The organism is Cellulomonas aerilata (genome assembly GCF_007991755.1).
In the GTDB taxonomy this organism is placed as follows: domain Bacteria; phylum Actinomycetota; class Actinomycetes; order Actinomycetales; family Cellulomonadaceae; genus Pengzhenrongella; species Pengzhenrongella aerilata.
On record NZ_BJYY01000012.1, the window covers coordinates 230,476 to 249,186 of the forward strand.

An 18,711-nucleotide genomic window follows, 5' to 3' on the forward strand; every position below is an offset into this window, starting at 1 on the left:
CAACGGAGCGTCAACACCCGTCCCGGACCGGAGGCGGCCGGACCGATCGCCCGCCCTAGCTCTTGTTCACCGCCGTGAACGTCACCTGGTCGAGCTGCAGGTCGAACGGCTGACCGTTGTCGGCGATGAACCGCAGCTTGACGTTGCCCGCCGTGTCGACCAGCTTGACCGCCGCCGCGGGATCGACGTCGATCCTGGCCTCCGTCAGACCCTGCGTGGACGTGGTCAGCGCGCGCCAGGTGCTGGTCGACACGTCGTACCACTGGGTCCGCACCCTGGTGTTCGGCAGGGTGGTGGCCACCCGGGCCGTCAGGGTCATGCCCTGGGCCGCCCGCATGTCCGCCGGGACCGCCACCGTGGCGGTGACGTCCACCGTCGGCCGTCCGGAGACCGCCACGGAGCCCACGGCCAGCAGCTTGCCGTCGTCGGCCGTCGTCTCGGCGACGCCGCCGCGCGGCGTCCCCCCGCTGGTCACGGCCCACGCCGACGGGGCGAGGGCGGCCACCTTGCCCGTCCACGGCAGGTCGTAGACCGCCACGGTGGGCTTGGAGACGTTGCCGGCGGCGTCGACGGCGACCGCCGTCAGCGTCCGGTCGGCGGAGACCCGCACCGCGGCCGTGTACTGGATCCCGCCGGTCGCGGTCGGGACGGTCCCGTCCAGCGTGTAGCGGAGCGTGGCACCGGCCTCCGGGCTGGTGACGGTGATCGCCTCCGCCAGGGTCAGCTGCGCGCTGCCCTTGCTCAGCACCGGCGCCGGGGGCGGCGTCACGTCGCCCGTCGGGGTCGGCGTCGGGGTCGGGGTCGTGGGGGCGGTGGCCGTGCCGATCCCGACCGCCAGGTCCACCCGGGCGCCGTCGGCGCTGAGGTCGACCGTCCGCTGCGCGCCGCCGACGACGGCGGTGCCGGCGGGCGCCACCACCTCGACGGCGTAGGTGCCCTTGGCCGGCGAGAAGGACGCCGTGCCGTCGGCCGCCGTGGTCGTCGCCAGCACCTGCGTGCCCGAGGTGGTCAGCAGGCGGACCGACACGCCGCTCCGGCCGGTCTCGCCCGCGTCCCGGACACCGTCGGAGTCGGTGTCGGTGAACACCGCGATGCTCGCCGAGGTCCGCTCGAGCGGCTGCAGCGGGGTGTTGCCCGCCGTGAAGGGGTTGTCCTTCGCCAACCGGGCGGCGGGCGTGAACCCGGCCGCATCGGCCGGCTTGGGGTAGACCCGCGCCAGGCCCCACACGCCGTCGGGCAGCGAGGCGCTGGTCGGCGAGGACCACAGGTGGTCCCCCGCCTTGGGCAGCCGGACGTGGGCGTTGACCGCCTTGCCGGTGCCGATGCCGCCCTGCACGCCGACGACGTCGCTGCGGGTGTCGTTCGGCTCCGAGCGCCACGAGGCGCCGTCCAGCGCGAAGCCCATCTGACGCGGGCGGTTCCCGCCCAGGACGCGCATCCGGAGCTGGTCGCCCTCGTAGGCACGGGCGATCGGGGTCGCCGGGTCGCCGTAGAACTCCGAGCTGAAGGCCAGCGCCCACTGCGTGGAGGAGGCGCCGGTCGCGATCGCGCCGGGAGCGGCGCCCAGGCGGCGGTGGAGCGGGGCGCTGGTGTAGTTGACGCCCTTCTCACCGGCGTCCTCGAGCTCCTCCTCGGTGATGCCGGCCTCGACGTCCTCGGGGTCCGGGGGCAGCTGCTTGTCCTGCACCTGGGCGCCGGAGGGCGTGCGCAGGTTGAGGCCGTCCTGGTAGACGAGCGTCATCTCGCGGAAGTCCTCCTCCCCCGGGACCCGGATGTCGGCCGCGGCGCCGCTGCGGATCGCCGCACCGGTGGCCGGGTCGTGGTAGCTCGCGCCCTGCGGCTCGACCACCAGGGCGGCAGCCAGGCCGTGCTGGCGGTGACCACGCACGTCGCCGTAGTCGAGGATGTTGGTCGCACCGAGCTCGGTGTCGGCGAACCACTCGTAGCTGACCGTCTGGTTGATGCCGGCGGTGGAGTCGGGGTTGAAGCCGACCGCGGCGCCGTCGGAGAGGCGGACGTCGTGGCGCAGCAGCTGCGGGTGCATCGACACCCGGGTCCCCATCTTCGTGCCGGCGGCGGGCTCGAGGACCATCGCCGGGTCACCGTCCACGCCGTTGACGTAGGTGCCGTAGGTGGACGTCAGCGCGTTCTTCAGGCTGACCTTGACGCAGTCGCCCGCGTTGGCGCGGATGACCAGCGGCTCGGCCTTCTTGGCGCCCGAGCGGACCGCCGCCTCGTCCTCGGCCAGCACGTACAGCAGGCCCTGGGGGTCGTGGTCGCCGAACTCGTTGTAGACCAGGTCCTTCTGCATCGCGACGACGTTGTAGGCCTTCACCGGCGCCGTCGACGGGCAGGTGATGCCGGGGGTCGCCGCGCGCGGCGGGGCGAGCAGGGACTTGGGGGCGGGCAGCGCCGTGCCCGTCCCGGTGGCCGGGTTGTCGGGCAGGCTCCGCACACCCGCGACGGCCTTGCCGTGGACGCGCATGATGCCCCACATGCCGTTCCAGAGGTCGTCGATGCTGGTGCCGCCGTACAGGTAGTCCCCGCGGCACGGCGTCGCCGTGGAGCTGCAGTCGAAGCCGGGCAGCTCGGCGTTGAACGCCTCGGAGATGCCGATGGTCTGCGCGCTCACCAGCGGCGAGCCCGTGTCGTCCGGCTCCTCGCGCCACCGCAGCCCGTGCACCTGGAACAGGTGCTGCTCCTCCTGCGAGCCCTGGATGACCCGCAGCTTGATGTTGTCGCGGGCGTAGCCCTGCAGCAGCGGCGTCATCGGGTCACCGAAGACGTAGGAGCTGAACCGGTGCGCCGGGTCGACCGCCTGGCCGTTGAAGGTCTTGCGCTCGCTCAGCGGGGCGTTGCGGTAGTTGATCGCGAAGGTGCCGGGGTCGGCGCTCGGGTAGTGCTCCGGCGCGCCGGGCGCCTCGACGACGTCCGCGGGGTTCTTGGGGTTCCCGCCCTTCTTGACCAGCGGGACGAAGTCGGCGATGGCGATGCCGGCCTCGCGGTAGTCGTCGTTGGCGCCGGGGCCGACCACGTCGACCTGCTCGCCGACGGCCGTGCCGACGCAGCGCGTGCCGCAGGGGGTGCCGTTGGCCGAGGAGTTGATCGGCTGCAGGAACGCGCCCGTCTTGGGGTCGCGGACGTCGAAGCCGCGGGGCTCGACGATCAGGGCGCCGAACTGGCCGTGGTTCTGCACCAGGGCGGCGAAGTGGTGGTCGTGCGTGAACACGGTGCGCAGCTCGTAGTCGGCGAACCAGCGCTCGTGGATGGTCTGGCCCACCATGCCGCTGGAGTCGGCGGGCGGGGTCCAGGACGCCAGCTGCGGGATGCGGCAGCCGGTGCTCTCGCCGCCGTAGAACTGCGCACCCGCCGTGCAGGTGACGCCGCCGCTCGCCTGCTGGGCGGTCAGCGCGGCCTGGTCCTTGGTGAACGCGGCCTGCTGGTAGTTCCAGCCGTTGGAGCCGCCGTCGGACGCCGTGACGTCGAACTTCACCAGGTGGATGTGCCCGCCGGCCATGTTCGTCTGGGTCAGCTGCTGGAAGGCGTCGCCGCCGGTCCAGTTGGGCGCCATGTTGGTCAGGGAGAAGTCGATGCAGTCACCCGCGTTGACCCGGATGAACAGCGGCTCGGCCTTCTTGGTGCCGGCGAGGATGGCCGGGACGTCCTTGGTGAGCACCATGAACCGCGCCTGGGGGTCGTGGTGGCCGGCCTCGTTGTAGACGAGGTCGCGCTGCAGGACGGTCACGTCGTAGTCCACGACGCGGGCACCGCTGGGGCAGGGGTTCGCGTAGGGAGCGCCGGCCGGGGCCTTGGCCGCGTCGCCGCCGTTGCGCAGGGCCATCACGGCCTTCTCGGCGGCCAGCTTCGTCGCGTCGATCGCCTTCCCGGCGACCAGGCGGGGCGCCGGGCGCTCGGTTCCGTCGGCGCCGGCCTCGGTGATGGAGCCGGGGGGCTGGGGCGCGCGCCACCCGAAGGTGCCGGGGATCATGCCGGGGAAGCCGGGGTTGTCGGCGGTGGCCGGGGGCGGGACGGGGCCGCCGGTCAGGGGCTTGAGCGGGCGGACGTTGACACCGTCCGGGGTTGCGGTGGTCCCGTCCAGCGCGACGTCGTGGACCCGGAGCAGAGCCCAGAAGCCCTCGGCGAAGTGCGGGTACAGGTGGCAGTGGAAGATCGAGTCGCCGAAGGTCTTGTTCTGCGAGCCGGACCCGTACAGCAGGTCGGCGGTGTACGCCTCGCCCGGGCCGTAGCTCTGGGAGTCGATCGTGCTGGACTCGGGCTTCGCGTCCGGCCCGTCGCCGGTGACGGCGTTGTCGCGGGCGTCGGCCAGCCACTGGTGGGCGTGCAGGTGGAAGACGTGGGTCTCCTTCACGCCGGAGAGGCCGAAGCGGATCTTGGTCGGGTCCCCGGTGTAGGAGTGGAAGACGTTGGACACGAAGCAGGACTCGGGCAGGCCGCAGTCCTCGGACTCCTGGTTGGCCTTCACGCCGTCGCCGGTGGGCAGCCACGGTCCGGGTCCGCTCGCGAGCTTGATCAGCGCCGGGTCGCCGTACGGCCACGAGGAGAGCCAGGTCTCCTCGCCCAGGCAGTCCGGGCACGCCCTGGCCTCGCGGTCCTCCATCGGCTCGGAGCCGTAGTTGAAGCCCATGCCGATGCCGCTGATCTCGTCCTGCGCGAGCTGGACGCTCTCCCGGAACGCGGGCGCACCCGGCGGGTAGATGTCGGCCTCGACGTAGAGCTCGCCGCTCTGCTTCGCCGCGGCGGTGTAGACGGAGGTCGGCGAGCCGTTGCCGGAGAGGATCGCGCCGCTGCGCGGGTCCTTCCACACCGAGCCGGCGGGCTCGACCGCGATCGCGCCGTACAGGCCGACGCCGCGCGAGCCGCCGTCGTGCTCGCCGCCGGCCGGGGTCGCCATGTCCTGGAAGAGGAACAGGCCCTCCTGCGCCGGGACCTTCCAGTAGTAGTCGACCGACTGGCCGATCGCGACGGTCGGGTCGGTCGAGTCGGCGTCGAAGCCGACCTGGACGCCACCGCTCCTGGCGACGTCGACGACCATGCCGGTCGCCTGGATGCCGACGCGCGGGTTGGCGGGCAGGCCGTGCGCGCTGCCGCTGGACAGCTTGTTGGTCAGGGTGACCTTCACGCACTCGCCCTCGTTGGCGCGCAGCACGAGCGGGCGCGGACGCAGGCGGCGGTTCTCGGCGGCGTCGGCGGGCAGGGCACGGTTGATCGGGGTGGACCAGTTCTTGGTGGCGGCCAGGTCCTGCTCGAGCACGAAGATCCGCGCGCTGGGCAGGGTCTTGCCCCAGCGGTTGAAGGGCAGGTCCACCGTGGCCGCGGCGACGCTGTAGCTGCGCTGCTCGGCGCCGGCGGTGCACGGCGCGGCCGTGGCGGGCGGCAGGGCCGCACCCGCGGCGGTCTGCGCCGGCACGGTCAGGCCCGCGCCCACGACGGCGGCGGCGAGGACGGCGCCCACCGTGCGGCGCAGCCGGCCGGACCGGGCCGGGCGGCCGGCGCGGGCCGCGAGCGCGGCGGCGGCGGTCAGCACGAGCAGCGCGGCACCGGCCTGCACCGGCAGCTGCGCGAGGGCGGCCGCGACGCCGGCGGTGCCGTGCGAGGCGGTCGCCAGGGACCAGGCGGCGCCGACGACGACGACGGCGACCGCTCCGGCGAGTCCGGACCGCCAGGCGGCGACCGGGTCACCGGACGACCGGCGCCCGGTGACGGCGGCGGCCGCCGCGACAGCGGCGACGGCGACCGGGACGGCGGTGAGGAGCGAGGACGACCGGCCACCGGCCGGGGCGAGCGCGATCAGGACGGCGACCAGGGTGGCGGCGGAGGCCACGAAGGTGACGGTGCTGCGGGCGGCGGTGCGTCCCACGCTCGCACGGTCCTTGCTCGGCATATCGGCTCCTGTCAGTCGCTGTCACCGGGGCATCGGGCGATCCGGGTCACGGTCGTCCGGTGATGCTCACCCTGCGGGACGCGCGTCAACGCGACGTCAACAGCGCTCCGGGCGGCCCAGTGACGGGTCCAGCGCCCGGGTGGGACCGGCCGGGCGCAGGAGCGCACAGCCGTCGCGGGCCGGCGGCCCGCGTCAGATCCCGAGCTGGTAGACGCCCCAGTACGCCAGCGTGACCAGCAGCACGAGCGAGCCCCCGGCCAGGGCACCGAACCCGATCCAGGCCAGCGCCCCGCGGCCCACCCGTACCAGGGGGTCGCGGTGGGCGTCGCGCACACGCGTCGCGAGCACGGCGGCGACCACGACGGCCGCGAGGCCGAGCAGCCGGACGCCGAGCCAGCCGCCCTGGACCACCCAGGCGTTGCGCTCGTAGTCGAGGGCCAGCCGCGCCACCGCGACCAGGTAGCCGACCAGCGCCGCCACGGTCGCGACCGTGGTGGCCGCCAGGCCCAGCAGTGGCACCGTCAGCCCGGGCGCGAGCCCCCAGCCGCGTCGGCGCAACAGGCGCACGCCGACCAGCGCGAGACCACCGGCCACGACGCCCCCGGCGCCGGTCATCACGACAGCCAGGACGCCGTCGACGGTCCCGAACCACCGCGGGGTGGGCAGCGGGTCGGCGCGGAAGGTCTGGTGGGGCTGGTCCCCGGCGATGCGCGGCGACGCCGTCCCGGTCGCCGGGAGCCCCCGGATCCAGTCCGCCAGGTCCCGGACGAAGTCCGCCGCCACCGTCCGGTCGATCCGGATGCCGTGGTCGGCCCCGGCGTAGTACCGCACGGTCAGCGCGTCGTTGCCGGCGACCGCCAGGTCGGCGCGCATCTGCTGCGGCCCCTGCACGATCGGCATCGAGGAGTCCAGGGTGCCGTACGCCATCAGCACCGGCTGGGTGGTGCGCCGCTGGTAGGGGGCGGCGTCGAAGTCGGCGTAGTCGAACGTCTCCCCGGGGAACTCCAGCCCGACCGCGCGCGGGATGGCGCGGAACACGCCGTGCGGCACGTCGGTGTTGCGCAGGTAGGAGTCGGCAGCGAACGCGGCCTGCTGCCGAGGCGGGACCACCGGCGCCGAGACCAGGACGCTGAACGCAATCCCGGGGTGATCGGCCGTCATGACGGGGACGACCCAGGCGCCCTCGCTCTCGCCGTAGACGCCGACGCGGCCGGGGTCCACACCCGGCCACCTCCGGAGCACCTCGACGGAGCGGTGGTAGTCGGCCGCCATCGCCGGGTAGTCGCGGCTGACGGTGGTGTAGGTGTCCAGGCGCTTGTCGGGGACCAGGGTCACGATCCCGGCGGTGGCGAGGTCGTGCGCCTGCGTCCGGAACGCCCGGGTGAACTTGCCCGTCCCGGCACCGTGCACGAACACGAGGCCGTCGAGGTCCTCCCCCGCGCCGACGGGCTCGGTGATCTGCGCCTGGACGACGGCGCCGTCCAGCTGCACGTCCACGACGTGCGTCTCGACCTCGTAGGTGCCGACCGGTGCCGCGCCGGCGACGTCCGTGGGGGCCGCGGAGCCGTCGCCGGGAGCACCCTCGCCGGCGGCGCCGGTCGTGGGCGCGGACGTGGCGGCCGGGGGCACGGTGATGGCCGTCGACGCCGACTCCACGGCGGGCACGTCGGTCAGCGGGGCCGGGTTCCAGGACGGACCCGTCGCCGCGCCCAGCACCGCCAGGACGATGACGCCGGCCACGGAGCCGGCCGCGGTCCTCAGCAGCACGGCCAGATCCTAGGCGCTGCGGACCCGGTGCCCGGGGCGCCGCGCACGTCCGCACCGCGGCCGGACTGGCCTCCACCGGCCTCGACCGGCCCTGCCCGGCCCTGCCGGCCCCGAGGCGCCCGGCGCGCGGGCGGGACCGGCGCCGGCGGTCAGAAGCCGAGCCGGCCGAGCTGCTTGGGGTCGCGCTGCCAGTCCTTGGCGACCTTGACGTGCAGGTCGAGGAAGATCCGGGTCCCCAGCAGCGCCTCGATGCCCTGACGGGCCTGGGTGCCCACGGCCCGCAGCCGCTCGCCGCCCTTGCCGATGATGATGGCCTTCTGGCTGTCCCGCTCCACGAACAGGTTGACGCGCACGTCCAGCATGGGCGGGCGTCCGTCGGAGCCCGACCCCTCGCGCGGCACGATCTCGTCGACGACGACGGCCAGCGAGTGCGGCAGCTCGTCGCGCACACCCTCCAGGGCCGCCTCGCGGACGAGCTCGGCGACCATGACGGTCTCCGGCTCGTCGGTCAGCTCGCCGTCCGGGTACAGCGCCGGACCGGGCGGCAGGTGCCCGATCACCACGTCGACGAGCACGTCGACCTGGTAGCCCTCGACCGCGGAGACCGGGACGATGTCGGCCCACTCGCCGAGCTGGCTGACCATGAGCAGGTGCTCGGCGAGCCGGCCCCGGCCGACGACGTCGGACTTGGTCACGACCGCGATGACCGGCACCTCCAGGCGAGCGAGCTCCGCGGCGATGAACCGGTCGCCGGGGCCGACCTTCTGGTCGGCCGGCAGGCAGAACAGCACGACGTCGACCTCGCTGAGGGTGTCGCGCACGAGGTCGTTGAGCCGCTCGCCCAGCAGCGTGCGGGGGCGGTGCAACCCGGGGGTGTCGACGAGGACCAGCTGGGCGTCCTCGCGGTGCACGATGCCGCGGATGGTGTGCCGCGTGGTCTGCGGCCGACCGGACGTGATCGCGACCTTCTGCCCCACCAGGGCGTTGGTCAGCGTGGACTTGCCGGCGTTGGGTCGCCCGACGACGCAGGCGAACCCCGATCGGAACTCGGTCATCGGGTGGCTCCAGGGGCGTTCTCGGCGATGGTCTCGTCCTCGTGCTCGTCCTCGCTGACGGCGAGGCGCACGAGCAGGGTCGCGAGCTGCTTGCGGCGTCCCTCGACGCGCTCGGCGGTCAGGTGCAGGCCGTGGATCTCGCCGGCCGACCCGGGCAGCGGCACCTTGCCGAGCGCCTTGGCGAGCAGGCCGCCGGCGGTGTCGACCTCGTCGTCGTCCAGGTCGAGGTCGAACAGCTCGCCGACCTCGTCCACGGGCAACCGGGCCGGGACCCGGAACGTCCCGTCCCCGAGGTCCTCCACCTCGGGCCCGCTGCGGTCGTGCTCGTCGGTCAGCTCCCCGACGATCTCCTCGAGGGCGTCCTCGATGGTGACCAGCCCGGCGATGCCGCCGTACTCGTCGACCACGAGCGCGATGTGCGAGGACGCCGCCTGCATCTCGCGCAGCAGGTCGTCGACCGGCTTGGACTCCGGCACGAACACCGCCGGCCGGGTCAGGTTGGTGACCGGGTCACCCGCGGACTCCGGGACGTCCTGCAGGCGGCGGATGACGTCCTTGAGGTACAGCACCCCGCGCAGGTCGTCGACGGAGGTGCCGACCACCGGCACGCGGGAGTACCCCGAGCGCAGCATGAGGGACATCGCCTTGCGCAGCGGCGTCGTCGAGTCGGCCGTGATCATCTCCGTGCGGGGCACCATGACCTCGCGCGTGAGGGTGTCGCCGAGCTCGAACACCGAGCGGAACATCTCCCGCTCCTCGTCCTGGAGGCCCTCGGACTCGCTGACCCGGTCGACCATGTCGCGCAGCTCGTCCTCGTCGACCTCGCCGGTGCGCCGGACCTCCGGGGCGAGCCGCCCGATCGGCAGCCGGCTGACCAGCGTGAGCAGGCCGGACAGCAGGGTCAGCACCCGCACGGGGTGGCGGCGGCCCAGGGTGCGCGGGCTGATCCGCACCAGCACGAGCGCGACGACGCAGGAGACCAGCACCGACAGCAGCAGCACGAGCCACCAGGGCAGGTCGCCGTCGGTGAACGACAGGGTGAGGCACGCGGTGGCGCCCATCTCGGCGATGAGGCGGACGAACGCCAGCGAGGCGGCGGTGTGCAGCGGCTCCTCGGTCAGGCGGCGCACGCGTGCGGCGTGCGGGTGCCCGTGGGTGACGAGCTCGCTGACCGCCGCGCGGGTCGCCTGCACGACGGCGGCCTCGCCGGCGCTGAGCAGCGCGGCGAGCCCGAAGCCGAACGCGGCGACGGTGACCAGGAGGCCGACGGGGATCTCGTTCATCGGGTGGCGAGGAAGGTCAGGAGCAGCTGGCGCTGCAGCGCGAACATCTCCTTCTCCTCCTCGGGTTCCGCGTGGTCGTACCCGAGCAGGTGCAGGATCCCGTGCGTGGTCAGCAGCAGCAGCTCCTCCGCCGTCGAGTGGCCGGCGTCCCGCGCCTGGCGCGCGGCGACCTCCGGGCACAGGACGACGTCGCCGAGCAGGCCGGCGGGGGTCACGTCACCCGGGCGTCCGGGGCGCAGCTCGTCCATCGGGAAGGACAGCACGTCGGTGGGACCGGGCTCGTCCATCCACTGCACGTGCAGCTCGGACATGACGTCGGTGCCGACCAGCATGATCGCGAGGTCGGTCTGCGGGTGGACGTGCATGGCGTCGAGCACGTGGCGGGCGAGCGCGGCAAACTCCGCCTCGTCGACCGCGTAGCCGGACTCGTTGTTGACCTCGATGCTCACGCGCTCACCGGGGCCCGCCGGCGGAGCCGCGCAGGTCCCGTCGGGATCCCGCGCCGTTGCCGCTGCCCGGCGCGGGCGGCAGCGCGTCCCAGCGCGCGTAGGCGTCGATGATCTGCCCCACGAGCCGGTGCCGGACGACGTCGGCCGAGCCCAGCCGGCAGAAGGCGACGTCGTCGACGTCGCGCAGGATGTCCTGGACGACCCGCAGGCCGGACGCCGTCCCGCTCGGCAGGTCGACCTGGGTGACGTCCCCGGTGACCACGACCCGCGAGCCGAAGCCCAGTCGGGTGAGGAACATCTTCATCTGCTCGGTCGAGGTGTTCTGCGCCTCGTCGAGGATGATGAACGCGTCGTTGAGCGTGCGCCCGCGCATGTACGCCAGCGGCGCGACCTCGATGGTCCCGGCCTCCATGAGCCGCGGGATGGAGTCCGGGTCGACCATGTCGTGCAGCGCGTCGTACAGCGGCCGCAGGTACGGGTCGATCTTCTCCGACAGGCTCCCGGGCAGGAACCCGAGCCGCTCCCCCGCCTCGACCGCGGGCCGGGTCAGCACGATCCGGGTGACCTGGCGGGCCTGGAGCGCCTGGACGGCCTTGGCCATGGCCAGGTACGTCTTGCCGGTGCCGGCCGGGCCGATGCCGAACGTGACCGTGTTCCGGTCGATGGCGTCGACGTACTCCTTCTGCCCGGCCGTCTTGGGCCGGATGGTCCGGCCGCGGTTGGACAAGATGTTGAAGGTCAGCACGTCGGCGGGCCGGGTGGTCGTGGCCGCCGTCAGCATGACGACGGACCGGCGCACGACGTCGGCGGTGAGCGGGGTGCCGCTGGCCGCGACGTCGATGAGCTCGTCCACCAGCCGGGCGAGGAGGGCGACGTCCCCCGCCGGGCCGTTGAGGGCGATCTCGTTGCCGCGCACGTGGACGTCGACGCCGGGGAACCCCTCCTCCATCGACGTGAGGTTCTCGTCGCGCAGGCCGAGGAGCGCGACCATCGGGAGCTCGGGCGGCACGGTGATGCGGTGCTCGACGCGGGCGCCCGACGACGGGTCGCGACGCGTGGGGGTGGTCTCTGCCATGGGTGAGGCCGGCGGCCTGCGATCTCCTCGGGTGCTCCGGGCGCGGGTGCCGCGCCGATCCGTCCATCGTACCGACGGCGCCGCGGGGGGGCGCGTGCAGGGTCAGGCCGGCGACCAGCCCAGCCGCGCGCCGCCGAGGACGTGCCCGTGCACGTGGAGAACGGACTGCCCGGCGGTCGGTCCGGTGTTGAACACGAGCCGGAACTGGCCGTCGCACTCCGTGCCGGCGACCCGGTCGGCCAGCTCCACGAGGTCGGCGAGCAGCGTGGGGTCGGCGGCGGCGAGCCGGGTCACGTCGGCGTGGTGCTCGCGCGGCACCACCAGCACGTGCAGCGGGGCCCGCGGGTCGATGTCCCGGAAGGCCACGGCCCGGTCGGTGGAGGCGACGACGTCGGCGGGGACCTCGCCGGCCACGATCCGGCAGAACAGGCAGTCGCTGGTCATGGCTGCAGGCTAGCCGGGCGGTCGCGCCGGCCGGGAGCCGGTCCCCGCGCCGGTCGGGACCGGGTGACGGACCGATCAGGCCCAGCGGCCCAGGCGCTGGGCGAGCAGGGCGAGCGCGACGGGCCCCGCGGTCGAGGTCCGCAGCACGTGCGGCCCGAGCCGGACCGCGCGGGCGCCCGCGTCGACCAGGAGGGCCAGCTCCCGGTCGCCGATGCCACCCTCGGGCCCGACGACGACGAGCACCTCCGCCCCGGTGCCGGCGTCCGGCAGGGGGACGGCGGCGAGGGGCTCGTCGGCCTCCTCGTGCAGCACGAGCGCCGAGCCGCCCGCGGCGACGCACCCGCGCACGCGGGCGGCCAGGGCAGCGGTGTCCACCGCCACGGCGACGTCGGGCAGGTGGGCCCGGCGCGCCTGCTTGGTCGCCGCACGCACGGTGGCGACCCACCGGGCGCGGCTCTTGGCTGCCCGGTCGCCGCGCCACACGACGACGGATCGCTCCGCCTGCCAGGGCACGACGGCGTCGGCGCCCACCTCGGTCGCGGCCTCGATCGCGAGCTCGTCCCGGTCGCCCTTCGCGAGCGCCTGCACGAGCACCAGCGCGGGGTCGCCGGCCGGCTCGTCCACGCGCTCGAGGACCCCGAGCCGCACCCGGTCGCCGTCGACGGCGTCGACCGTCGCGCGGACCCGCACCCCCACGCCGTCGACGACGTCGACCCGCTCCCCGGGCCCGCGACGCTGGACCACGCCGGCGTGGCGACCCTCGACGCCGTCCAGGACGACCGTGGACCCCGGTGCGGCGTCCGCGAGCGCGCCGGGCTCCACGAGGAACACCGGCGCGCTCACCGGCGGGCCGGGTGGACCGAGGGCCCGGGGAGGGCGGTCACCGGCCGCTGAGCTTCTCGCGGAGCTTGGAGAACACGCCCGGGTGCGTCGGCGACACGGACGACGCAGGACGCTGCTCGCCGCGCAGCTCGGCGAAGCGACGCAGCAGCTCCTCCTGCTCGTCGTCGAGCGTGGTGGGGACTTGCACGTCGACGTGCACGTGCAGGTCCCCGCGGCCGCCGGCGTGCAGGTGGCCCACGCCGAGGTTCTTCAGCGTGATGACCTGCGCCGGCTGGGTGCCCGGACGCAGGTCCAGCTCGCGCACGCCGTCCAGGGTCTCCAGGTCCAGCACCGTGCCCAGCGCGGCGGCGGTCATGGGGACCTCGACCGTGCAGTGCAGGTCGTCGCCCTGCCGGACGAACCGCTCGTGCTCCCGCTCGCGGATCTCGACGTAGATGTCACCGGCGGGACCACCGGCCGGGCCGACCTCGCCCTGGGCGGTCATCTTGATCCGGGTGCCGGTGTCCACCCCGGCGGGGACGTCGATGGTCAGGGTGCGACGCGACCGGACCCGGCCCTCGCCGGAGCACTCGGGGCAGGGGTCCGGGATGACCGTGCCGAAGCCGTGGCAGGCCGCGCACGGGGCGGAGGTCATGACCTGGCCGAGGAAGGACCGGGCCACGCGCTGGACGACCCCGCGGCCACCGCAGACCTCGCAGGTGCGCGGCGACGTGCCGGGGCGGCAGCAGGACCCCGAGCAGGTCCCGCAGACCACGGCCGTGTCGACCTGCAGCTCGCGCCGGGCGCCGAAGGCCGCCTCGGCGAGCTCGAGGTCCAGGCGCACCAGGGCGTCCTGGCCGCGGCGCGCGCGTGGGACCGGGCCCCGCTGGCCGGTGGCCTGCCCGGCGCCGAAGAACGTCTCGAAGATGTCCTGGAAGCCGAAGCCTCCGCCCATCCCGCCGCCGGGCGCCGACGGGTCGCCCCCACGGTCGTAGGCCTGGCGCTTCTCCGGGTTGGAGAGCACCTCGTAGGCGCGCGAGACGTCCTTGAAGCGGTCCTCGGACCCGTCACCGGTGGCGACGTCGGGGTGCAGCTCGCGGGCGAGCTTGCGGTAGGCCTTCTTGATCTGCTCGGGGCTCGCGTCCCGGGTCACGCCGAGGATCTCGTAGTAGTCGCTCACTGGTCGCTCTCTGCACTGGGGAGCCCGCGGGTGCGGGAGGGGGTGGAGGTCCGAGGGGGACGCCGGCGGGCGGGACGCCGGGCACGGGTGCCGGGCCTCACCCCGCGAGCACCCGGGACAGGTAGCGTGCCACGGCCCGGACGGACGCCATGGTCGCGGGGTAGTCCATGCGGGTCGGACCGATGGAGCCGATGCGCGCCAGGGCGTTGCCCTCGGCGCCGTAGCCGGTCGTGACGAAGCTCGTCTCGGCGAGGCCCTCGTGCTGCGTCTCGTGACCGATCCGGACCGCGACGCTGGCGGCGTCCTCGGCCATCTCGGTGAGCAGCCGCAGCAGCACGACCTGCTCCTCCAGCGCCTCCAGGACCGGCCCGAGGCTGTGGGAGAAGTCGCTGCTGCCGCGCGCGAGGTTGGCGGTGCCCGCGAGGACGATCCGCTCCTCGCTCTCCTCCGCGAGCGTCTCCTCGACGATCTCCGTCACGGACCGGACGAGGGGCTGCGCGTCGGGGGCGAAGGCCTGCGGGAGCGTGTCGAGCAGCGGGACGAGCTGCGGCAGGCGCTGCCCGACCGCCAGGGCGTTGAGCCGGGCCCGGAGCTCGGCGACGACGTCGTCCGTGGGGACGCCGGCGAGCTCCAGGGTGCGCTGCTCGACGCGCCCGGTGTCGGTGATGATCACCACGAGCAGGCGCCGCTCCCCCACCTGGACGAGCTCGAGGTGGCGCATCGCCGAGCGACGCAGCGACGGGTACTGCACGACGGCGACCTGCTGGGTCAGCTGGGCCAGCAGCCGGACGGACCGGTCGACCACGTCGTCGAGGTCGACGGCCTCGTCGAGGAAGGCCTGGATGGCCCGCTTCTCCGGGCTCGACAGCGGCTTGACGGTGGAGAGCCGGTCGACGAACAGCCGGTAGCCCTTGTCGGTGGGGACGCGGCCGGCGGACGTGTGGGGCTGGGCGATGAAGCCGCCCTCCTCCAGCGCCGCCATGTCGTTGCGGATCGTCGCCGGGGACACCCCGAGCGCGTGACGCTCGACGAGCATCCGGGAGCCGACGGGCTCCCGCGTCTGGACGTAGTCCTCGACGATCGCGCGCAGGACCTCGAGCCTGCGGTCCTCGCTCATCACACCTCCCGCCCGACGTCTCCCGCACGCACCGCGCAGGTAGCACTCGCCATTCGTGAGTGCCAATTCTACGTCGCCCGGGCCGGGGCGGGCGCGCGGGGTCCTCGGCCCGGCAGGCGCCCGGGGCCCGCGGCCCGGCCGGCGCCCACGGCCGTGGGCCCGGACGGGCGCCCCAGGCCGGCGGGTCCCCTGGCGCCGGTGCGGGCGGCCCGTCCGGCGACGGACGGGCCGCCGCGCGCGTCAGCCGACGGTGACGAGCGCGCCGCGGACGGCGTCGACGAGCTCGGGCGTCACGTCGGCGATGCCGTGGTCCCGGTGGGCGTGGGCGCCGACCGCGGCCAGGACCTCCGCCTCGGTCCCGGTGAACGTCACGGCGCAGCCAGGCATCAGGTCGCCGCAGCGGAACTTCTTCATGTCGGTCCTCCTCGGGTGGGGCGCCCGGCACGGTCGTGCGCGGGAGTCGGGGTCACCGGCGGGTGCCCGCCGGTGTCGGCACGGGTCGGCAGCGCCGTCGACAGGTCCGGGGGTGTCGGCGGGTGCCGGCAGCGGTCAGCCCGGCGGGCCGGCCAGGACGCGGTCGACGAGGTCGTGCACCTCCACCAGGCCCACGACCGCGCCGTTCACGTCGGTGCAGACCACCGGCGCGAGGCGCCAGGCGGACGGGCGGGCCATCGCCCGCCGCAGCACGTCCGCGGGGGCCGACGACGGCGCCACGGTCATGGCAGGCACCTCGTGCAGGCGTCCCGCGGGGTCGGTGACGACCACGACGGCCGCGTGACCGCGACGGTCCAGCCGGACCGAGCCGAGGCCGGCCAGGCCGCCGGGAGCGTCGTACGGGTGCACCTGCGCGGCGCGGGCGAGGGACAGCACGTTGTCCCCGAACTGCACGCGGGCGTGGGCCTCCAGGATGACGCCGCGCGGGCCGTCGGCCAGGTCGGGCCAGCCGGGCGCGGGCCGTCCCACGGCCCAGCCCTGGACGAGCGGGACTCCCATGCGGATGAGCGCGGCGAGCTCGCCGTCGGTCTCCACGCCCTCGGCGAGGACCCAGGCGTCCAGCCGTCCGGCGAGGTCGCCGACGAGCTCCACGACCGCCTTCTGCACTGGGTCCTGGTCGATGCCGGCCACCAGCGCCCGGTCGAGCTTGATGAGGTCGGGCCGGATCTCGATCATCCGGGCGAGCCCGGAGTGGCCCTGACCGGCGTCGTCCATGGCGACCAGGCCCCCGGCCCCGCGGACGGCGTCCAGGGCGTCCGCCAGGACGAGGTGGTCGCCGGCCTCCACGTGCTCGGTGAGCTCGACGACGACGCCGTCGAGCCGGCCACTGCCCAGCAGGGCGTCGCGCACGTCGGCACGGGCGAGCAGGTGCGGCTCGACGTTGACGGTGCAGAACGTGCCCGGCGGCAGCCCGGTGCGCAGCTGGTGCAGCTCGGCGAGGACCCGGACGGTCAGCGGTCCGTCCAGGTCGCGCAGGCGCGCCTCGGTGAACCAGACGTCCGGCGAGGTGTGCGGGGGCCCGTCGAAGCGGGCGAGCAGCTCGTAGCCGCCGACGCGGGCGTGGGCGATGTCGACGATGGGCTGGGCGACCAGCCGCAGCCCGTCCCCGCGCAGGACGGCGTCCAGCGCGGTCTCCCAGAGGCGCGCCGTCGGCAGGGCGCCGCCCGTGGGCGTCGTGCGGGCGGTCGCCGTCGTCCCCTGCGCCGTGCCGTGCTCCATCGCTGCTCGCTCACTCGCTTGCCGGGCCGCCCGGGGGCGTGTGCGAGCCCCCATCGGTCGCCGCGCCCCGGACGTGAGGGGATCGCGACAGGCCGCTCGCACGCGCGTGGTGCGGTCGCCCGTGCCCGCGTGTCCCACCACGGACGACGCGGACCGCGTCCCTACGCTCGCCCGGTGACCCACGACCGCTACGGGACCGACGTCCTCGCCTCCGGCTCGCCCGCCGCCCGTCCGCGCCGGGCCCGTACCTCCGTCCCGACCCCGGCCGAGCGGGGTCTGGTCGTGGAGGAGGTGACGTCGGGCTGGGTCGGCGCCGTCGTCCGGGTCGAGAAGACCGGCGGCATGCACGTCGTGGTGCTCGAGGACCGTCGGGGGGCGACCCGCACCTTCCCGCTGGGCCCGGGCTTCTGGGTCGACGGCGCACCGGTGGAGCTGACCCCGCCGGCCCCGCGCGCCACGCCGCCCGCGCGGCCGGCCCGCACGGCGTCCGGCTCGGTGGCGGTGCACGGGGCGCGGGCGCGGGTGGCCCGCGGCAGCCGGATCTGGGTGGAGGGCAAGCACGACGCCGAGCTCGTCGAGAAGGTGTGGGGGGACGACCTGCGGCTGGAGGGCGTCGTCGTGGAGCCCCTGCACGGCGTGGACGACCTCGCCGGGGCCATCCGCGACTTCCGGCCGGAGCCCGGGCGGCGGCTGGGGGTGCTCGTCGACCACCTCGTCGCCGGGTCGAAGGAGAGCCGCATCGCGGCGGAGGCCGTCCGCGCCGCACCGGCGGGCACCGTCAAGGTGCTCGGGCACCCGTACGTCGACGTGTGGCAGGCCGTGCGGCCCGAGCGCCTCGGACTGAGCGCGTGGCCCACGATCGGGCGCGGGACGGAGTGGAAGCGCGGCATCCTGCGCGAGCTCGGCTGGCCCGCCGACGACCAGGCCGACGTCGCGCAGGCCTGGGCCCGCATCCTCGGGACGGTGCGCACGTACGCCGACCTGGAGCCGTCCCTGCTGGGGCGGGTCGAGGAGCTCATCGACTTCGTCACCGCCTGATCCGGCGACGTCGGGCGGGCCGGGATCGGGGCCGCCGGCGGCTCAGGGGCAGGTCAGGGTCGGGTCAGGGGCGTGCCCCCTGCCGGGCGGGCACCCTGTCTCGCTAGGGTCGACGGGACGGACCAGCGGACCCTCGACCTTGGAGCTGATCGGCGTGAGCACGACCCCGGACCACTCGCAGGAGCCACGGCAGGGCGGCTTCCCCCCACCTCCCGCGCCGGGGCACGACGGGTCCGGCGGGCACCCGTCGTCCGTGCCGGCGGGCGCGTTCCCGCCGCCGGCACCGTCGGGGACCTACCCGCCGCCGCCCGCTCCGGGTAGCGCCTACCCGCCGCCGCCCGCTCCCGGCGCCGCCTACCCGCCGGCGCCCGGTGCGGGTGCGTACCCGCCGCCCGGCCACGGTCACGGCCCGACGCCGGGTGGCCACCCGCCGGCGTACGGCCCCGGCGCGCCGCTGTCCCCGTCGGACCAGCGGCTGTGGGCGGTGCTGTCGCACCTCGGGCCGCTCGTGGCGTGGTTCCTCGCGCCGCTGGTGATCTGGCTCGTGTTCCGGGGGCGCGGCGCGTTCCTCGAGGACCACGCCAAGGAGTCGCTGAACTTCCAGATCACGGCGGCGATCGCCGCCCTGGTCATCGGCTTCGTCTCCGTGGTGACCCTGGGCCTGGGGGCCCTGCTCTACCTGCCGTTCGGCGTCCTCGTGCTGGTCGTCATGATCGTCGCGGCCGTCAAGGCCAGCCAGGGCGAGCCGTATCGGTACCCGCTGACCCTGCGCCTGGTCGGCTGACCCCGCGCCCCCGGTCAGCTGACACGACGCCCCGGTCACCGGCCCCGCACGGGTCCGGCGGCGGGGCGTCCGTGCGCCCGGG

The 18,711-nt window shown here is 75.0% G+C and carries 14 protein-coding genes; 2 read left to right on the top strand and 12 right to left on the bottom strand.

The genetic code is table 11. The features are described from left to right. Positions 1 to 55 precede the first annotated feature (55 nt). The 12 genes from CAE01nite_RS08080 to CAE01nite_RS08135 form a co-directional block, all read right to left on the bottom strand. Positions 56 to 5,878 (bottom strand): SdrD B-like domain-containing protein, encoded by a 5,823-nt coding sequence (locus CAE01nite_RS08080; protein WP_146902523.1) that lies wholly within the window; start codon positions 5,876 to 5,878, stop codon positions 56 to 58. 216 nt (positions 5,879 to 6,094) lie between these two features. Further along, positions 6,095 to 7,669, bottom strand: coding sequence for an alpha/beta hydrolase family protein (locus tag CAE01nite_RS08085; protein WP_146902526.1), 1,575 nt, complete (start codon positions 7,667 to 7,669; stop codon positions 6,095 to 6,097). A gap of 149 nt (positions 7,670 to 7,818) precedes the next feature. Further along, positions 7,819 to 8,724 carry a GTPase Era gene (gene era, locus CAE01nite_RS08090; protein WP_146902528.1) on the bottom strand — a complete coding sequence of 302 codons (906 nt, stop codon included), beginning with the start codon at positions 8,722 to 8,724 and terminating at the stop codon, positions 7,819 to 7,821. Beyond that, positions 8,721 to 10,007, bottom strand: a complete 1,287-nt coding sequence (locus CAE01nite_RS08095; protein WP_146902531.1) for a hemolysin family protein — start codon at positions 10,005 to 10,007, stop codon at positions 8,721 to 8,723. Before CAE01nite_RS08095 ends, era begins: the two co-directional genes overlap by 4 nt. Further along, complete coding sequence (ybeY, locus tag CAE01nite_RS08100; protein ID WP_146902533.1) at positions 10,004 to 10,456, bottom strand: rRNA maturation RNase YbeY; 453 nt, start codon at positions 10,454 to 10,456, stop codon at positions 10,004 to 10,006. The genes CAE01nite_RS08095 and ybeY overlap by 4 nt, the downstream gene beginning before the upstream one ends. Positions 10,457 to 10,460: 4 nt before the next feature. After that, entirely contained in the window at positions 10,461 to 11,531 is a 1,071-nt protein-coding gene (locus CAE01nite_RS08105; protein ID WP_146902536.1) for a PhoH family protein, read from the bottom strand. Positions 11,532 to 11,633: 102 nt separating this feature from the next. Further along, entirely contained in the window at positions 11,634 to 11,975 is a 342-nt protein-coding gene (locus CAE01nite_RS08110; protein ID WP_146902539.1) for an HIT domain-containing protein, read from the bottom strand. 75 nt (positions 11,976 to 12,050) lie between these two features. Continuing rightward, positions 12,051 to 12,818 carry a 16S rRNA (uracil(1498)-N(3))-methyltransferase gene (locus CAE01nite_RS08115; protein WP_146902542.1) on the bottom strand — a complete coding sequence of 256 codons (768 nt, stop codon included), beginning with the start codon at positions 12,816 to 12,818 and terminating at the stop codon, positions 12,051 to 12,053. Between the two features lie 37 nt (positions 12,819 to 12,855). Then, positions 12,856 to 13,977, bottom strand: a complete 1,122-nt coding sequence (dnaJ, locus tag CAE01nite_RS08120; protein WP_146902545.1) for a molecular chaperone DnaJ — start codon at positions 13,975 to 13,977, stop codon at positions 12,856 to 12,858. Between the two features lie 97 nt (positions 13,978 to 14,074). Beyond that, positions 14,075 to 15,094, bottom strand: a complete 1,020-nt coding sequence (gene hrcA, locus CAE01nite_RS08125) for a heat-inducible transcriptional repressor HrcA (RefSeq protein WP_146902548.1) — start codon at positions 15,092 to 15,094, stop codon at positions 14,075 to 14,077. A gap of 240 nt (positions 15,095 to 15,334) precedes the next feature. Next, entirely contained in the window at positions 15,335 to 15,508 is a 174-nt protein-coding gene (locus tag CAE01nite_RS08130; RefSeq protein WP_146902551.1) for a DUF1059 domain-containing protein, read from the bottom strand. Positions 15,509 to 15,643: 135 nt separating this feature from the next. Next, a complete protein-coding gene (locus CAE01nite_RS08135; RefSeq protein WP_146902553.1) occupies positions 15,644 to 16,807 on the bottom strand; it encodes an EAL domain-containing protein in 1,164 nt (387 codons plus the stop codon). A gap of 174 nt (positions 16,808 to 16,981) precedes the next feature. On the opposite strand from CAE01nite_RS08135, the gene CAE01nite_RS08140 reads away from it, so the two are divergent. Both CAE01nite_RS08140 and CAE01nite_RS08145 read left to right on the top strand, forming a co-directional pair. Next, complete coding sequence (locus tag CAE01nite_RS08140) at positions 16,982 to 17,845, top strand: DUF3097 domain-containing protein (RefSeq protein WP_146902556.1); 864 nt, start codon at positions 16,982 to 16,984, stop codon at positions 17,843 to 17,845. Between the two features lie 154 nt (positions 17,846 to 17,999). Continuing rightward, positions 18,000 to 18,629, top strand: coding sequence for a DUF4870 domain-containing protein (locus tag CAE01nite_RS08145; protein WP_246131075.1), 630 nt, complete (start codon positions 18,000 to 18,002; stop codon positions 18,627 to 18,629). Positions 18,630 to 18,711 lie beyond the last annotated feature (82 nt).